This window comes from Cupriavidus sp. WS, assembly GCF_000395345.1.
In the GTDB taxonomy this organism is placed as follows: domain Bacteria; phylum Pseudomonadota; class Gammaproteobacteria; order Burkholderiales; family Burkholderiaceae; genus Cupriavidus; species Cupriavidus basilensis_B.
The window spans coordinates 1-15028 of record NZ_AQPL01000529.1; the positions used below are offsets into that span (position 1 = coordinate 1).

Consider the following 15028-nt stretch of genomic DNA (forward strand, 5'->3'; position numbering starts at 1 on the left):
CATGATGGGCGACGGCAGCGCCGAATGGACGCGCAAGCTGGGGCTGGATATGGACCTGACCGCGCGCGGCATGGGCGTGCGCTCCAAGCGCTACGCGATGGTGATGGAAGACGGCGTGGTGACTGGCCTGTGGGTCGAGGCGCCCGGCGAATTCAAGGTCAGCAGCGCCGAAGCGGTGCTGGCGGCGTTGCGCGCTTAATACGCGATTGTGACAATTCGACCCTCGCGAGTGACGCAAGTTAGACTTGCGGGGGTGAATTCTTACGCCACTAACAGGCCGAAACAAAGTGGCGCAGCGCAGCAAACGAAGCGATGGTAAAATCGCTGTATCAGTAAGTTCAGTCAATAGATTTTAATAATAGCTGAGAACGTCATGCTCAAACAGCGCACCATCAAATCCCTGGTCAAGACCGTAGGCATTGGCTTGCACTCGGGCCGTAAAGTGACGCTGACGCTGCGCCCCGCCCCGGCAGACACCGGCATCGTGTTCACCCGCGTGGACCTGCCCGAGGCCGTCGAGATCCCCGCGAGCGCCGGCGCCATCGGCGACACCCGCCTGGCTTCGGTCCTGCAGAAGGACGGCGCGCGGGTTTCCACCGTGGAGCACCTGATGTCCGCCTGCGCGGGCCTCGGCATCGACAACCTGTACGTGGACGTCGACGCGGAAGAAATCCCCATCATGGACGGCAGCGCCGCGTCCTTCGTGTTCCTGCTGCAATCCGCCGAGATCGAGCAGCAGTCCGCGCCCAAGCGCTTCATCCGCGTGAAGAAGGCCGTGGAAGTGCGCGAGGGCGACAAGCTGGCCCGCCTCGAGCCGTTCTTCGGCTTCAAGCTGGCCTTCACCATCGATTTCCGCCACCCGGCGGTGGACAAGACCGGCCAGACTTTCGCCATCGACTTCGCCGACACCAGCTACGTGCGCGAGATCGCGCGCGCGCGCACCTTCGGCTTCGCCCATGAGGTCGAGGCGCTGCGCGAGATGGGACTGGCGCGCGGCGGCAGCCTCGACAACGCCATCGTGCTCGACGAGCACCGCATGCTGAACAACGAGGAACTGCGCTACGGCGACGAGTTCGTGCGCCACAAGATCCTGGACGCGATCGGCGACCTCTACGTGATCGGCCACCCGCTGATCGGCGCCTACATCGCCAACAAGTCCGGCCACGGCCTCAACAACCAGCTGCTGCGCGCCCTGCTGGCCGACCAGGAAGCCTACGAGATGGTCACGTTCGAGCGCGTCGAGGACGCGCCGCCGGCCTTCCTGCCGCAGTTGCAGCCGGCATTCGCGTAAGCCGCGGGCGTCCTGGCGCCGCAAAGAGAAAGCCGGTCGCTCGACCGGCTTTTTTTCATGCTGGGGATACCGTCTTTCAGCCCTTCGGCCCCGGACCGTGATGCGACAGCAGCGTCTTCAGCGCGTCGCGCAGCGGCGAATCGGGCAGGTCGCGCGTGAGCTGGTCCAGGCTCGCCAGCCCGGTGGCCGACATCCTGCCGTTCCTCGGCCGCTCCACCGGCCCGGTGTCCCAGTCCCCCTGGCGGCCCACGTCCGGTTGAACGCGCACCCGGATTGCGGTAATCTGCGAGCCCCGCTGTTGCAGTCTTCCAAGTAGCGTCGGCACCACCTGTCTTACCCGTGCCGCGGCGGCGCCATGCGCCGCCAGCAACAGCAGTGTCCGCTCCCCCTGGCCTTGCCCGATGGCGCGGGCGTCCTGCTTGACGCCTGCCACGGCGATGCCGTCCTGCAGTCCGCGAGGCAGGAGCGACAGCACCTCAGTTTCCAGCACAGCCAGTTCCCGCGCCGTCTGCATCAGGGCGGAAACCGGGCCGGCCTTGGCCAGCCAGTCGTTGAGCGGCTTGGCGGCGGGCGTCTGGAGGGCGTGGTGGGTGAACATGCGCATGCGCGCATTCTAGCGTGCCGCCGCTTGCGTGCGGCGCCGGGCCTTGCATTGGGAGAAGGGAGCCGCCTCATGCAGATCATCGTGCTTCATCCGCGCCTGCCGCAGGTGCGCCATTTCACGCTGTCGCGCGGGCGGCTGGCCGCCGCCGTGCTGCTGCTGTGCCTGCTGGTCGCGCTGACCTCGTCGGCGCTGACCTGGTTCGCCGCGCGCGCGGGGCTGGCCGGGTCCGGCGCGCCGGCGCGCGCGCCCGGCGACGACGCCTACCTGCGCGCCAACCTCAATGTGCTGGCCGCCCGCGTGGGCGAGATCCAGGCCCGCATGGTGCGGCTGGACGCGCTGGGCGAGCGGGTCTCGGGCCTGGCCGGCATCGCGCCGAAGGAGTTCGACTTCCGCCAGCCGCCCGGGCGCGGCGGCCTCGCGCCGACCGCCCAGTCGCGCGCGCCCAGCCTGACGGAGCTGCAGCTGGCGCTGGCGCGCCTGTCCGACCAGGCCGAGCAGCATGCCGACTATCTCGACGTGGTGGCGACCACGCTGCTGGACCGCCAGAGCGAGGACCGCCGCGTGCCGCGCGTGCTGCCGGTGGCGTCCGGCTACGACGCCTCGGGCTTCGGCTGGCGCTTCGACCCGTTCACGGGGCGCCGCACCCCGCACGACGGCGTGGACTTCTCCGCGCCGGCCGGCACGCCGATCGTGGCGGCCGCCGGCGGCGTGGTGGTGGCTGCCGAATGGCACCCGGAATACGGCAACCTGATCGACATCGACCACGGCAACGGCCTCAAGACCCGCTACGCGCACAGCGCCAAGATGCTGGTCAAGCCCGGCGACCTGGTCAAGCCGGGCCAGCAGATCGCGCTGGTCGGCTCGACCGGGCGTTCCACCGGCGCGCACCTGCACTTCGAGGTGCACGTCAACGGCGTGCCGCAGAACCCCAGCCGCTTCCTTGCTGTGGCGAAACCGGCACCCGCGCAGCTGGCCCAGGCGCCCGAGCCGACCGACCGCACCGCCATCCGCTGAAGCGGCGCCGGCGCGCCGTTGAAGAACCGCGGGGCCGCCCCGATGTCCGAAGGGAACTGGGTGCGCGGGGCGCGTCCGGGCCAGGTGGCGCAAGGGCGGGGTGAACGGCCGGCGCGGCGTCGGCGGGCGGGCGCGCGATCGGCGCGCCATCGCCGCTGCATCGCCGCCACGGCGTCAAGTCCCGGCTGCCGCGGGGTGTGGTTTGCGCATCGCGCGGACCGCCGCGCGCTTCCGGCCGTGACACCCGCGCGTGATAAACTCGGCGTTTTGCGCCAATCTTCCTATTTCCTCGCGCGGTTCGCCCTGGGCTGCCGGCCTGACCGGCGGCCAGGCCGCCGGTGCATGGCACAGCGGCGTACCACGGCAGACCTCTCGCGTAGGTGAAAGCAATCGATGATCACGGGCCTTCTCAAGAAAGTCTTCGGCAGCCGCAATGAACGGCTGGTCAAACAATATGGCAGGACCGTCGCGCAGATCAATGCGCTGGAACCGAAGTTCGCGGCGCTGTCGGACGACGACCTGCGCGCCATGACCGAGACCTTCCGGCAGCGCCACGCCGCGGGCGAGTCGCTCGAGGCCATGCTGCCCGAGGCGTTCGCGGTGTGCCGCGAGGCCAGCAAGCGGGTCATGAAGATGCGCCACTTCGACGTGCAGCTGATCGGCGGCATGGTCCTGAACGACAACAAGATCGCCGAAATGCGCACCGGCGAGGGCAAGACCCTGACCGCCACGCTGGCGGTGTACCTGAACGCCATCACCGGCAAGGGCGTGCACGTGGTCACGGTCAACGACTACCTGGCCCAGCGCGACGCCGAGTGGATGGGGCGCCTGTACAACTTCCTGGGCCTGTCGGTGGGCGTGAACCTGTCGCAGATGCCGCACGACCAGAAGGCGGCGGCCTACGCGGCCGACATCACCTACGGCACCAACAACGAGTTCGGCTTCGACTACCTGCGCGACAACATGGTCTACGATCCGGGCCAGCGCGTGCAGCGTCCGCTGCACTACGCGATCGTCGACGAGGTGGACTCGATCCTGATCGACGAGGCGCGCACCCCGCTGATCATCTCGGGCCAGGCGGAGAACCACACCGACCTGTACCAGCGCATGAACGGCATCCCCAAGCTGCTCGAGCGCCAGATCGGCGAGGAAAAGGCCGACGGCACCGGCGTCGAGAAGCCCGGCGACTACTACGTCGACGAGAAGGGCCACCAGGTCTACCTGACCGAGGCCGGCCACGAGAAGGCCGAGGAAATCCTCGCGCAGCAGGGCCTGATCGGCGAGGGCGAGTCGCTCTACGCGCCGCAGAACATCACGCTGATGCACCACCTGTACGCCGCCCTGCGCGCGCACAGCCTGTTCCACCGCGACCAGCACTACGTGGTGCAGAACGACGAAGTCGTGATCGTCGACGAATTCACCGGCCGCCTGATGACGGGCCGGCGCTGGTCCGACGGCCTGCACCAGGCCGTGGAAGCCAAGGAAGGCGTGACCATCCAGCAGGAAAACCAGACGCTGGCCACGATCACCTTCCAGAACTACTTCCGCATGTACGAGAAGCTGTCCGGCATGACCGGCACGGCCGACACGGAAGCCTACGAGTTCCAGGAAATCTACGGCCTCGAAGTGGTGGTGATCCCGACCAACCGGGCTGCCCAGCGCAAGGACTTCCAGGACCAGATCTACAAGACCTCGAACGAGCGCTACGACGCCGTGGTGCGCGACATCCGCGACTGCTACGAGCGCGGCCAGCCGGTGCTGGTCGGCACCACCTCGATCGAGACCTCGGAATACCTCTCGGGCCTGCTCAACAAGGCCAAGCTGCCGCACCAGGTGCTCAACGCCAAGCAGCACGAGCGCGAAGCCGAGATCGTGGCGCAGGCCGGCCGGCCCAAGATGATCACCATCGCCACCAACATGGCGGGCCGCGGCACCGACATCGTGCTGGGCGGCAACGTGGAAAAGCAGGCCGGCTTCATCGAGGCCGACGACAGCCTGCCCGAAGCCGAGAAGGCCACGCGCATCGCCAAGCTCAAGGACGAGTGGCAGTCGCTGCACGAGCAGGTCAAGACCGCCGGCGGCCTGCACATCGTCGGCACCGAGCGCCACGAGTCGCGCCGCATCGACAACCAGCTGCGCGGCCGCGCCGGGCGCCAGGGCGACCCGGGCTCGTCGCGCTTCTACCTGTCGCTCGACGACCAGCTGCTGCGCATCTTCGCCGGCGACCGCGTGCGCGCGATCATGGAGCGCCTGAAGATGCCCGAGGGCGAGCCGATCGAGGCCGGCATCGTCACGCGCTCGATCGAGTCCGCGCAGCGCAAGGTCGAGGGCCGCAACTTCGACATCCGCAAGCAGCTGCTGCAGTACGACGACGTCGCCAACGACCAGCGCAAGGAAATCTACAAGCTGCGCAACGAGGTCCTGGAATCCCAGGACGTCGGCGAGATGGTGAAGAACCTGCGCGAGAGCGTGCTGGTCGAGATGTTCCGCGACCACGTGCCGGCCGACACGATGGAAGAGCAGTGGGACATCGCCGGCCTGGAAACCAAGCTGCGCGAGGAATGGTCGCTCAACGTGCCGCTCGCCGCCACGGTCGAGGCCGCGCAGAGCATCGAGGACGAGGAACTGCTGAACCTGATCGTGCGCGCCGCCGACGAGCGCTACGAAGGCAAGGTCGCCCAGGTCGGCCGCGAGTCGTTCGCCGGCTTCGAGCGCTCGGTCATGCTGCAGAGCATCGACACGCACTGGCGCGAGCATCTGGCCGCGCTGGACCACCTGCGCCAGGGCATCCACCTGCGCGGGTATGCGCAGAAGGACCCCAAGCAGGAATACAAGCGCGAGTCGTTCGAACTGTTCGCGCGGCTGCTGGACCTGATCAAGGTCGAGGTCACGCGCGTGATCTTCAACGTGCAGATCCAGTCGCCGGAGCAGCTCGAGCAGGCCTCGGAGCAGATCGAGGAAGGCCTTTCGCACCTCGGCAACGTGCAGTACCAGCATGAGGAGTTCGACGAGGCCAGCCAGGCCGCGGAGGCGGCCACCGCGCCCGAGCGCGCCGGCATCGCCTACGCCGCCGCGGCGGCGGCCGAGACCGCCGGCATGGCCAAGGTGGGGCGCAACGATCCGTGCCCCTGCGGCTCCGGCAAGAAGTTCAAGCAGTGCCACGGCAAGCTCAGCTAGGCCGCGCACGGTGAAGTCAGCAAACATGCCCGCGCAAGCGGGCATGTTCGTCAGGGCGGTGCGGAATCCGCAGGCAACAAGCGCGGAATCCGCGATGCGCGGGCTGCGCATGGGCGCTCCGCTCCGGCCTGGCGCCCGCCAACCAGCAACGAAGAACGCATAGAGGAACGCACATGGCCGTCAACCTGCCCCTGCCGCTGGCAGAGAACCTGAAACCTGTCGCCGGCGTCGAGCTCGGCTGGGCCGAAGCGGGCGTCCGCAAGGCCAACCGCAAGGACGTGCTGGTGGTGCGCGTGGCCGCGGGCAGCACCGTGGCCGGCGTGTTCACCCGCAACCGCTTCTGCGCCGCGCCGGTGCAGGTCTGCCGCGAGCACCTGGCCGCCGGCAAGGGCATCCGCGCGCTCGTGGTCAACACCGGCAACGCCAACGCCGGCACCGGCGAGCCCGGCCTGGCCGCGGCCCGCGCCACCTGCGACGCGCTCGCCGCGCAGCTCGGCATCGCCGCGGAGCAGGTGCTGCCGTTCTCGACCGGCGTGATCCTGGAGCCGCTGCCGGTGGACCGCATCGTCGCCGCGCTGCCGGCCGCCATCGCCAGCGCGAAGCCGGACAACTGGCTGGCCGCGGCCGAGTCGATCATGACCACCGACACCCAGCCCAAGGCCGCCTCGCGCACCGTGCAGATCGGCGGCAAGACCGTCACGCTGTCGGGCATCAGCAAGGGCGCCGGCATGATCCGCCCGAACATGGCGACCATGCTCGGCTTCATCGCCACCGACGCCACCGTGGCGCAGCCCGTGGTGCAGGCGCTGGTGTCCTACGCGGCCGACCAGTCGTTCAACAGCATCACCATCGACGGCGACACCTCGACCAACGACTCGTTCGTGCTGATCGCCAGCGGCCAGGCCGGCGCGCCGGCCATCGAGCGCGCCGAGGGTGCCGACTTCGAGGCGCTGCGCGCCGCCGTGACGGACCTCGCGCAGGAACTGGCGCAGATGATCGTGCGCGACGGCGAAGGCGCCACCAAGCTGATGACCATCCGCGTGGAAGGCGGCAAGGACGTCGCCGAATGCCGCCAGATCGCCTATGCGGTGGCGCACTCGCCGCTGGTCAAGACCGCGTTCTACGCCTCCGACCCCAACCTCGGCCGCATCCTGGCCGCGATCGGCTACGCCGGCGTGGACGACCTCGACGTCGGGCGCGTCAACCTGTGGCTCGACGACGTGCTGGTCGCGCGCGACGGCGGGCGCAATCCCGACTACCGCGAGGAAGACGGCCAGCGCGTGATGAAGCAGGCCGAGATCACCGTGCGCGTCGCGCTCGGCCGCGGCGATGCCGCCGCCACGGTGTGGACCTGCGACCTCTCGCACGACTACGTTTCGATCAACGCGGACTACCGCTCGTAAGCTCTGCCCCGGGAGCGGCGCCCGCGCGGGCGCCGCTCCCGGGGCAGAGCTTACGAGCGGTAGTCCGCGTTGATCGAAACGTAGTCGTGCGAGAGGTCGCAGGTCCACACCGTGGCGGCGGCATCGCCGCGGCCGAGCGCGACGCGCACGGTGATCTCGGCCTGCTTCATCACGCGCTGGCCGTCTTCCTCGCGGTAGTCGGGATTGCGCCCGCCGTCGCGCGCGACCAGCACGTCGTCGAGCCACAGGTTGACGCGCCCGACGTCGAGGTCGTCCACGCCGGCGTAGCCGATCGCGGCCAGGATGCGGCCGAGGTTGGGGTCGGAGGCGTAGAACGCGGTCTTGACCAGCGGCGAGTGCGCCACCGCATAGGCGATCTGGCGGCATTCGGCGACGTCCTTGCCGCCTTCCACGCGGATGGTCATCAGCTTGGTGGCGCCTTCGCCGTCGCGCACGATCATCTGCGCCAGTTCCTGCGCGAGGTCCGTCACGGCGGCGCGCAGCGCCTCGAAGTCGGCACCCTCGGCGCGCTCGATGGCCGGCGCGCCGGCCTGGCCGCTGGCGATCAGCACGAACGAGTCGTTGGTCGAGGTGTCGCCGTCGATGGTGATGCTGTTGAACGACTGGTCGGCCGCGTAGGACACCAGCGCCTGCACCACGGGCTGCGCCACGGTGGCGTCGGTGGCGATGAAGCCGAGCATGGTCGCCATGTTCGGGCGGATCATGCCGGCGCCCTTGCTGATGCCCGACAGCGTGACGGTCTTGCCGCCGATCTGCACGGTGCGCGAGGCGGCCTTGGGCTGGGTGTCGGTGGTCATGATCGACTCGGCCGCGGCCAGCCAGTTGTCCGGCTTCGCGCTGGCGATGGCGGCCGGCAGCGCGGCGACGATGCGGTCCACCGGCAGCGGCTCCAGGATCACGCCGGTCGAGAACGGCAGCACCTGCTCCGCGGCGATGCCGAGCTGCGCGGCGAGCGCGTCGCAGGTGGCGCGGGCCGCGGCCAGGCCGGGCTCGCCGGTGCCGGCGTTGGCGTTGCCGGTGTTGACCACGAGCGCGCGGATGCCCTTGCCGGCGGCCAGGTGCTCGCGGCAGACCTGCACCGGCGCGGCGCAGAAGCGGTTGCGGGTGAACACGCCGGCCACGGTGCTGCCCGCGGCCACGCGCACCACCAGCACGTCCTTGCGGTTGGCCTTGCGGACGCCCGCTTCGGCCCAGCCGAGCTCGACGCCGGCGACAGGTTTCAGGTTCTCTGCCAGCGGCAGGGGCAGGTTGACGGCCATGTGCGTTCCTCTATGCGTTCTTCGTTGCTGGTTGGCGGGCGCCAGGCCGGAGCGGAGCGCCCATGCGCAGCCCGCGCATCGCGGATTCCGCGCTTGTTGCCTGCGGATTCCGCACCGCCCTGACGAACATGCCCGCTTGCGCGGGCATGTTTGCTGACTTCACCGTGCGCGGCCTAGCTGAGCTTGCCGTGGCACTGCTTGAACTTCTTGCCGGAGCCGCAGGGGCACGGATCGTTGCGCCCCACCTTGGCCATGCCGGCGGTCTCGGCCGCCGCCGCGGCGGCGTAGGCGATGCCGGCGCGCTCGGGCGCGGTGGCCGCCTCCGCGGCCTGGCTGGCCTCGTCGAACTCCTCATGCTGGTACTGCACGTTGCCGAGGTGCGAAAGGCCTTCCTCGATCTGCTCCGAGGCCTGCTCGAGCTGCTCCGGCGACTGGATCTGCACGTTGAAGATCACGCGCGTGACCTCGACCTTGATCAGGTCCAGCAGCCGCGCGAACAGTTCGAACGACTCGCGCTTGTATTCCTGCTTGGGGTCCTTCTGCGCATACCCGCGCAGGTGGATGCCCTGGCGCAGGTGGTCCAGCGCGGCCAGATGCTCGCGCCAGTGCGTGTCGATGCTCTGCAGCATGACCGAGCGCTCGAAGCCGGCGAACGACTCGCGGCCGACCTGGGCGACCTTGCCTTCGTAGCGCTCGTCGGCGGCGCGCACGATCAGGTTCAGCAGTTCCTCGTCCTCGATGCTCTGCGCGGCCTCGACCGTGGCGGCGAGCGGCACGTTGAGCGACCATTCCTCGCGCAGCTTGGTTTCCAGGCCGGCGATGTCCCACTGCTCTTCCATCGTGTCGGCCGGCACGTGGTCGCGGAACATCTCGACCAGCACGCTCTCGCGCAGGTTCTTCACCATCTCGCCGACGTCCTGGGATTCCAGGACCTCGTTGCGCAGCTTGTAGATTTCCTTGCGCTGGTCGTTGGCGACGTCGTCGTACTGCAGCAGCTGCTTGCGGATGTCGAAGTTGCGGCCCTCGACCTTGCGCTGCGCGGACTCGATCGAGCGCGTGACGATGCCGGCCTCGATCGGCTCGCCCTCGGGCATCTTCAGGCGCTCCATGATCGCGCGCACGCGGTCGCCGGCGAAGATGCGCAGCAGCTGGTCGTCGAGCGACAGGTAGAAGCGCGACGAGCCCGGGTCGCCCTGGCGCCCGGCGCGGCCGCGCAGCTGGTTGTCGATGCGGCGCGACTCGTGGCGCTCGGTGCCGACGATGTGCAGGCCGCCGGCGGTCTTGACCTGCTCGTGCAGCGACTGCCACTCGTCCTTGAGCTTGGCGATGCGCGTGGCCTTCTCGGCTTCGGGCAGGCTGTCGTCGGCCTCGATGAAGCCGGCCTGCTTTTCCACGTTGCCGCCCAGCACGATGTCGGTGCCGCGGCCCGCCATGTTGGTGGCGATGGTGATCATCTTGGGCCGGCCGGCCTGCGCCACGATCTCGGCTTCGCGCTCGTGCTGCTTGGCGTTGAGCACCTGGTGCGGCAGCTTGGCCTTGTTGAGCAGGCCCGAGAGGTATTCCGAGGTCTCGATCGAGGTGGTGCCGACCAGCACCGGCTGGCCGCGCTCGTAGCAGTCGCGGATGTCGCGCACCACGGCGTCGTAGCGCTCGTTCGAGGTCTTGTAGATCTGGTCCTGGAAGTCCTTGCGCTGGGCAGCCCGGTTGGTCGGGATCACCACCACTTCGAGGCCGTAGATTTCCTGGAACTCGTAGGCTTCCGTGTCGGCCGTGCCGGTCATGCCGGACAGCTTCTCGTACATGCGGAAGTAGTTCTGGAAGGTGATCGTGGCCAGCGTCTGGTTTTCCTGCTGGATGGTCACGCCTTCCTTGGCTTCCACGGCCTGGTGCAGGCCGTCGGACCAGCGCCGGCCCGTCATCAGGCGGCCGGTGAATTCGTCGACGATCACGACTTCGTCGTTCTGCACCACGTAGTGCTGGTCGCGGTGGAACAGGCTGTGCGCGCGCAGGGCGGCGTACAGGTGGTGCATCAGCGTGATGTTCTGCGGCGCGTAGAGCGACTCGCCCTCGCCGATCAGGCCCTGCTGCGCGAGGATTTCCTCGGCCTTCTCGTGGCCGGCCTCGGTCAGGTAGACCTGGTGGCCCTTCTCGTCGACGTAGTAGTCGCCGGGCTTCTCGACGCCGGTGCCGTCGGCCTTTTCCTCGCCGATCTGGCGCTCGAGCAGCTTGGGGATGCCGTTCATGCGCTGGTACAGGTCGGTGTGGTTCTCCGCCTGGCCCGAGATGATCAGCGGGGTGCGCGCCTCGTCGATCAGGATCGAGTCCACCTCGTCGACGATCGCGTAGTGCAGCGGACGCTGCACGCGCTGGCCCGGATCGTAGACCATGTTGTCGCGCAGGTAGTCGAAGCCGAACTCGTTGTTGGTGCCGTAGGTGATGTCGGCCGCGTAGGCCGCCGCCTTCTGGTCGTGCGGCATCTGCGACAGGTTCACGCCCACCGACAGGCCCAGGAAGTTGTACAGGCGCCCCATCCACTCGGCGTCGCGCTGGGCCAGGTAGTCGTTGACCGTGACCACGTGCACGCCCTTGCCGGTGATGGCGTTCAGGTACACCGCCAGCGTGGCGGTCAGGGTCTTGCCCTCGCCGGTGCGCATTTCGGCGATCTTGTTGTCGTTCAGGACCATGCCGCCGATCAGCTGCACGTCGAAGTGGCGCATCTTCATGACCCGCTTGCTGGCCTCGCGGCACACCGCGAACGCCTCGGGCAGCATGGCCTCGAGCGACTCGCCCGCGGCGTGGCGCTGCCGGAAGGTCTCGGTCATGGCGCGCAGGTCGTCGTCCGACAGCGCCGCGAACTTCGGTTCCAGCGCATTGATCTGCGCGACGGTCCTGCCATATTGTTTGACCAGCCGTTCATTGCGGCTGCCGAAGACTTTCTTGAGAAGGCCCGTGATCATCGATTGCTTTCACCTACGCGAGAGGTCTGCCGTGGTACGCCGCTGTGCCATGCACCGGCGGCCTGGCCGCCGGTCAGGCCGGCAGCCCAGGGCGAACCGCGCGAGGAAATAGGAAGATTGGCGCAAAACGCCGAGTTTATCACGCGCGGGTGTCACGGCCGGAAGCGCGCGGCGGTCCGCGCGATGCGCAAACCACACCCCGCGGCAGCCGGGACTTGACGCCGTGGCGGCGATGCAGCGGCGATGGCGCGCCGATCGCGCGCCCGCCCGCCGACGCCGCGCCGGCCGTTCACCCCGCCCTTGCGCCACCTGGCCCGGACGCGCCCCGCGCACCCAGTTCCCTTCGGACATCGGGGCGGCCCCGCGGTTCTTCAACGGCGCGCCGGCGCCGCTTCAGCGGATGGCGGTGCGGTCGGTCGGCTCGGGCGCCTGGGCCAGCTGCGCGGGTGCCGGTTTCGCCACAGCAAGGAAGCGGCTGGGGTTCTGCGGCACGCCGTTGACGTGCACCTCGAAGTGCAGGTGCGCGCCGGTGGAACGCCCGGTCGAGCCGACCAGCGCGATCTGCTGGCCCGGCTTGACCAGGTCGCCGGGCTTGACCAGCATCTTGGCGCTGTGCGCGTAGCGGGTCTTGAGGCCGTTGCCGTGGTCGATGTCGATCAGGTTGCCGTATTCCGGGTGCCATTCGGCAGCCACCACCACGCCGCCGGCGGCCGCCACGATCGGCGTGCCGGCCGGCGCGGAGAAGTCCACGCCGTCGTGCGGGGTGCGGCGCCCCGTGAACGGGTCGAAGCGCCAGCCGAAGCCCGAGGCGTCGTAGCCGGACGCCACCGGCAGCACGCGCGGCACGCGGCGGTCCTCGCTCTGGCGGTCCAGCAGCGTGGTCGCCACCACGTCGAGATAGTCGGCATGCTGCTCGGCCTGGTCGGACAGGCGCGCCAGCGCCAGCTGCAGCTCCGTCAGGCTGGGCGCGCGCGACTGGGCGGTCGGCGCGAGGCCGCCGCGCCCGGGCGGCTGGCGGAAGTCGAACTCCTTCGGCGCGATGCCGGCCAGGCCCGAGACCCGCTCGCCCAGCGCGTCCAGCCGCACCATGCGGGCCTGGATCTCGCCCACGCGGGCGGCCAGCACATTGAGGTTGGCGCGCAGGTAGGCGTCGTCGCCGGGCGCGCGCGCCGGCGCGCCGGACCCGGCCAGCCCCGCGCGCGCGGCGAACCAGGTCAGCGCCGACGAGGTCAGCGCGACCAGCAGGCACAGCAGCAGCACGGCGGCGGCCAGCCGCCCGCGCGACAGCGTGAAATGGCGCACCTGCGGCAGGCGCGGATGAAGCACGATGATCTGCATGAGGCGGCTCCCTTCTCCCAATGCAAGGCCCGGCGCCGCACGCAAGCGGCGGCACGCTAGAATGCGCGCATGCGCATGTTCACCCACCACGCCCTCCAGACGCCCGCCGCCAAGCCGCTCAACGACTGGCTGGCCAAGGCCGGCCCGGTTTCCGCCCTGATGCAGACGGCGCGGGAACTGGCTGTGCTGGAAACTGAGGTGCTGTCGCTCCTGCCTCGCGGACTGCAGGACGGCATCGCCGTGGCAGGCGTCAAGCAGGACGCCCGCGCCATCGGGCAAGGCCAGGGGGAGCGGACACTGCTGTTGCTGGCGGCGCATGGCGCCGCCGCGGCACGGGTAAGACAGGTGGTGCCGACGCTACTTGGAAGACTGCAACAGCGGGGCTCGCAGATTACCGCAATCCGGGTGCGCGTTCAACCGGACGTGGGCCGCCAGGGGGACTGGGACACCGGGCCGGTGGAGCGGCCGAGGAACGGCAGGATGTCGGCCACCGGGCTGGCGAGCCTGGACCAGCTCACGCGCGACCTGCCCGATTCGCCGCTGCGCGACGCGCTGAAGACGCTGCTGTCGCATCACGGTCCGGGGCCGAAGGGCTGAAAGACGGTATCCCCAGCATGAAAAAAAGCCGGTCGAGCGACCGGCTTTCTCTTTGCGGCGCCAGGACGCCCGCGGCTTACGCGAATGCCGGCTGCAACTGCGGCAGGAAGGCCGGCGGCGCGTCCTCGACGCGCTCGAACGTGACCATCTCGTAGGCTTCCTGGTCGGCCAGCAGGGCGCGCAGCAGCTGGTTGTTGAGGCCGTGGCCGGACTTGTTGGCGATGTAGGCGCCGATCAGCGGGTGGCCGATCACGTAGAGGTCGCCGATCGCGTCCAGGATCTTGTGGCGCACGAACTCGTCGCCGTAGCGCAGTTCCTCGTTGTTCAGCATGCGGTGCTCGTCGAGCACGATGGCGTTGTCGAGGCTGCCGCCGCGCGCCAGTCCCATCTCGCGCAGCGCCTCGACCTCATGGGCGAAGCCGAAGGTGCGCGCGCGCGCGATCTCGCGCACGTAGCTGGTGTCGGCGAAGTCGATGGCGAAAGTCTGGCCGGTCTTGTCCACCGCCGGGTGGCGGAAATCGATGGTGAAGGCCAGCTTGAAGCCGAAGAACGGCTCGAGGCGGGCCAGCTTGTCGCCCTCGCGCACTTCCACGGCCTTCTTCACGCGGATGAAGCGCTTGGGCGCGGACTGCTGCTCGATCTCGGCGGATTGCAGCAGGAACACGAAGGACGCGGCGCTGCCGTCCATGATGGGGATTTCTTCCGCGTCGACGTCCACGTACAGGTTGTCGATGCCGAGGCCCGCGCAGGCGGACATCAGGTGCTCCACGGTGGAAACCCGCGCGCCGTCCTTCTGCAGGACCGAAGCCAGGCGGGTGTCGCCGATGGCGCCGGCGCTCGCGGGGATCTCGACGGCCTCGGGCAGGTCCACGCGGGTGAACACGATGCCGGTGTCTGCCGGGGCGGGGCGCAGCGTCAGCGTCACTTTACGGCCCGAGTGCAAGCCAATGCCTACGGTCTTGACCAGGGATTTGATGGTGCGCTGTTTGAGCATGACGTTCTCAGCTATTATTAAAATCTATTGACTGAACTTACTGATACAGCGATTTTACCATCGCTTCGTTTGCTGCGCTGCGCCACTTTGTTTCGGCCTGTTAGTGGCGTAAGAATTCACCCCCGCAAGTCTAACTTGCGTCACTCGCGAGGGTCGAATTGTCACAATCGCGTATTAAGCGCGCAACGCCGCCAGCACCGCTTCGGCGCTGCTGACCTTGAATTCGCCGGGCGCCTCGACCCACAGGCCAGTCACCACGCCGTCTTCCATCACCATCGCGTAGCGCTTGGAGCGCACGCCCATGCCGCGCGCGGTCAGGTCCATATCCAGCCCCAGCTTGCGCGTCCATTCGGCGCTGCCGTCGCCCATCATG

Annotated in this window: 12 protein-coding genes; 6 read left to right on the forward strand and 6 right to left on the reverse strand. The window is 68.9% G+C overall.

Annotation, left to right across the window (positions count from 1 at the left end; all coding sequences use genetic code 11):
* Positions 1-199: redoxin family protein (locus tag K206_RS0133675; protein ID WP_020206686.1), on the forward strand; the 199-nt coding region annotated here is incomplete at its 5' end.
* Between the two features lie 174 nt (positions 200-373).
* A complete protein-coding gene (lpxC, locus tag K206_RS0133670; protein WP_020206687.1) occupies positions 374-1291 on the forward strand; it encodes a UDP-3-O-acyl-N-acetylglucosamine deacetylase in 918 nt (305 codons plus the stop codon).
* Between the two features lie 76 nt (positions 1292-1367).
* Here the strand turns inward: lpxC (K206_RS0133670) and K206_RS0133665 are convergent, their stop codons facing one another.
* On the reverse strand, positions 1368-1895 hold the full coding sequence (locus K206_RS0133665; protein ID WP_020206688.1) for a hypothetical protein: 528 nt from the start codon (positions 1893-1895) through the stop codon (positions 1368-1370).
* Between the two features lie 69 nt (positions 1896-1964).
* On the opposite strand from K206_RS0133665, the gene K206_RS0133660 reads away from it, so the two are divergent.
* The 3 genes from K206_RS0133660 to argJ (K206_RS0133650) all read left to right on the forward strand — a co-directional run bounded on the left by K206_RS0133660 (position 1965) and on the right by argJ (K206_RS0133650) (position 7489).
* Positions 1965-2909 carry a M23 family metallopeptidase gene (locus K206_RS0133660; RefSeq protein WP_020206689.1) on the forward strand — a complete coding sequence of 315 codons (945 nt, stop codon included), beginning with the start codon at positions 1965-1967 and terminating at the stop codon, positions 2907-2909.
* Positions 2910-3302: 393 nt separating this feature from the next.
* Positions 3303-6086: a preprotein translocase subunit SecA gene (gene secA, locus K206_RS0133655; RefSeq protein ID WP_020206690.1), complete on the forward strand. Its 2784-nt coding sequence runs from the start codon at positions 3303-3305 to the stop codon at positions 6084-6086.
* Positions 6087-6259: 173 nt separating this feature from the next.
* Positions 6260-7489 (forward strand): bifunctional glutamate N-acetyltransferase/amino-acid acetyltransferase ArgJ, encoded by a 1230-nt coding sequence (argJ, locus tag K206_RS0133650; RefSeq protein ID WP_020206691.1) that lies wholly within the window; start codon positions 6260-6262, stop codon positions 7487-7489.
* A 50-nt stretch (positions 7490-7539) separates the two neighbouring features.
* On the opposite strand, the gene argJ (K206_RS0133645) is transcribed toward argJ (K206_RS0133650), so the two are convergent.
* The 3 genes from argJ (K206_RS0133645) to K206_RS0133635 all read right to left on the reverse strand — a co-directional run bounded on the left by argJ (K206_RS0133645) (position 7540) and on the right by K206_RS0133635 (position 13064).
* Positions 7540-8769: a bifunctional glutamate N-acetyltransferase/amino-acid acetyltransferase ArgJ gene (gene argJ, locus K206_RS0133645; RefSeq protein WP_020206691.1), complete on the reverse strand. Its 1230-nt coding sequence runs from the start codon at positions 8767-8769 to the stop codon at positions 7540-7542.
* Positions 8770-8942: 173 nt separating this feature from the next.
* Positions 8943-11726, reverse strand: coding sequence for a preprotein translocase subunit SecA (secA, locus tag K206_RS0133640; RefSeq protein WP_020206690.1), 2784 nt, complete (start codon positions 11724-11726; stop codon positions 8943-8945).
* A 393-nt stretch (positions 11727-12119) separates the two neighbouring features.
* The gene (locus K206_RS0133635; RefSeq protein WP_020206689.1) at positions 12120-13064 is read right to left on the reverse strand and encodes a M23 family metallopeptidase; all 945 of its coding nucleotides are present in this window, start codon (positions 13062-13064) and stop codon (positions 12120-12122) included.
* 69 nt (positions 13065-13133) lie between these two features.
* On the opposite strand from K206_RS0133635, the gene K206_RS0133630 reads away from it, so the two are divergent.
* A complete protein-coding gene (locus K206_RS0133630) occupies positions 13134-13661 on the forward strand; it encodes a hypothetical protein (protein WP_020206688.1) in 528 nt (175 codons plus the stop codon).
* A 76-nt stretch (positions 13662-13737) separates the two neighbouring features.
* On the opposite strand, the gene lpxC (K206_RS0133625) is transcribed toward K206_RS0133630, so the two are convergent.
* Complete coding sequence (gene lpxC, locus K206_RS0133625) at positions 13738-14655, reverse strand: UDP-3-O-acyl-N-acetylglucosamine deacetylase (RefSeq protein WP_020206687.1); 918 nt, start codon at positions 14653-14655, stop codon at positions 13738-13740.
* A 174-nt stretch (positions 14656-14829) separates the two neighbouring features.
* Positions 14830-15028, reverse strand: a 199-nt coding sequence (locus tag K206_RS0133620; RefSeq protein WP_020206686.1) for a redoxin family protein, incomplete at its 5' end; no start/stop codon positions are given.

Coding starts and splice junctions, on each gene's coding strand:
- lpxC (WP_020206687.1), top strand. CDS start 374: ATGCTCAAACAGCGCACCATCAAATCCCTGGTCAAGACCGTAGGCATT.
- argJ (WP_020206691.1), bottom strand. CDS start 8,769: ATGGCCGTCAACCTGCCCCTGCCGCTGGCAGAGAACCTGAAACCTGTC.
- argJ (WP_020206691.1), top strand. CDS start 6,260: ATGGCCGTCAACCTGCCCCTGCCGCTGGCAGAGAACCTGAAACCTGTC.
- K206_RS0133635 (WP_020206689.1), bottom strand. CDS start 13,064: ATGCAGATCATCGTGCTTCATCCGCGCCTGCCGCAGGTGCGCCATTTC.
- secA (WP_020206690.1), top strand. CDS start 3,303: ATGATCACGGGCCTTCTCAAGAAAGTCTTCGGCAGCCGCAATGAACGG.
- K206_RS0133630 (WP_020206688.1), top strand. CDS start 13,134: ATGCGCATGTTCACCCACCACGCCCTCCAGACGCCCGCCGCCAAGCCG.
- K206_RS0133660 (WP_020206689.1), top strand. CDS start 1,965: ATGCAGATCATCGTGCTTCATCCGCGCCTGCCGCAGGTGCGCCATTTC.
- secA (WP_020206690.1), bottom strand. CDS start 11,726: ATGATCACGGGCCTTCTCAAGAAAGTCTTCGGCAGCCGCAATGAACGG.
- K206_RS0133665 (WP_020206688.1), bottom strand. CDS start 1,895: ATGCGCATGTTCACCCACCACGCCCTCCAGACGCCCGCCGCCAAGCCG.
- lpxC (WP_020206687.1), bottom strand. CDS start 14,655: ATGCTCAAACAGCGCACCATCAAATCCCTGGTCAAGACCGTAGGCATT.